Here is a 1339-nt window from a genome sequence, read left to right on the forward strand (position 1 = left end):
CAGTATTTATGAAGAGATCTGATGAAACCAGGCTGCGACCGTCTGTTGCCGGTGCCGCGATGGACGCTGCAGCGCTCAAATGCAGGGTCAACAACAGGGCGACCAGCAGTGACAGAAAACCACGCAACATGTCCGTTACTCGTCCGGAGAATGCGGGTCCGCGAGCGCTGCGTCGGGCCGACTGACGGGCACAGAAGACCGCGGCGATGTTCGCTTCGCAAGCGCATCCTGACCATTCCGTTTCAGTAGCCTGCGAAAGCTCGGATGCATCCCACCGTCTACGTAAGAATGAGCTGACAGCGCACTCCCGCTCGAAACCAGCATGTCTGCCTGTCGTAAATCGGTTTGCGTACGATCGGCTATCGCCGGATGAGACTGGTTGACGGCCGGTGGACAGGCAGCAAGTGGATTGCGCGGCTCGCCGGCCTCAAACTCTGTGTCCACGACATATCTACCGCCGCAATGCGAAATCCTGGGCTGGCGACGCGTTACCTCGAAGCTGTCGTAGCCGCGCTTCAGGTCGGTCCAGAACGCAAAGTTGGGGTCATCACGATGCTTCGCCATATTTTGCGGCGTCATGCGGAAGGGAAAAGCCTGAACCTGAAAGGACTGTTGGCTGCCCTTCAAAGCCTCGCGCGCGACGGCGTAGATCTCGGCGACCCCATCATCGGTTAGCGCATAGCATCCCGAGGAGGTGCAGGCGCCGTGCACCATCAGGGCGTCGCCCGAATACCCCAGTGCCGCTTCAAGCCGGTTCGGATAGCCGAGATTGAAAGACAGGTAATATTGGGAGGTGGGGTTCAGCATTCCCGCATTGACGTGGTAAAAGCCTTCCGGCGCCTGACGGTCGCCTTCACGGGTCTTCGGGCCGAGTTTCCCGGACCATCGGCACATCGGGTATGTTTTCAGGAGAGCATATTTGCCGGTGCGATCCTGCTTCCATATTTCCAGCTCGCTCTCCTGTTTGAAAATGCGAACAAGGATCGGCGAAGAGGGAGACATCGACTTTCTCGACATCTCGGCGACCAGCAAGGCCGGAATAGGCTGGGAAGCCTTGTTGTCGACATCCAGCACACTCGAGACGCAACCGCTGAGTGAAATGGCAAGAAGGCCGACGGACATTGCTTTTAACGCGTAGAACATGAAACAGAACCAGATCCGAGCCTCGGAGCGGCAGAGAACACCATCCTTATTCTGTTGCTAGCATAGTTAACGGCCGGTTGCGTCTGACGAATTCGCGAGCGACACATCACCGCATCGACCCTCCTGTTGCTCGCGTCAGTTGGGGTTTAAAGGGAGCAACCCTGCTTGCGGGCCTGAAGATAATTTAGAACGGTGA

The 1339-nt window shown here is 57.4% G+C and carries 1 protein-coding gene; it reads right to left on the bottom strand.

All coding sequences use genetic code 11. The features are described from left to right. Positions 1-135: 135 nt before the first annotated feature. Positions 136-1143, bottom strand: coding sequence for a murein L,D-transpeptidase family protein (locus tag J0I64_RS08225; RefSeq protein ID WP_240532841.1), 1008 nt, complete (start codon positions 1141-1143; stop codon positions 136-138). Between the last annotated feature and the right edge of the window lie 196 nt (positions 1144-1339).

The sequence above is a fragment of the Devosia sp. genome (assembly GCF_017307565.1).
Classification (GTDB): Bacteria; Pseudomonadota; Alphaproteobacteria; order Rhizobiales; family Devosiaceae; genus Devosia.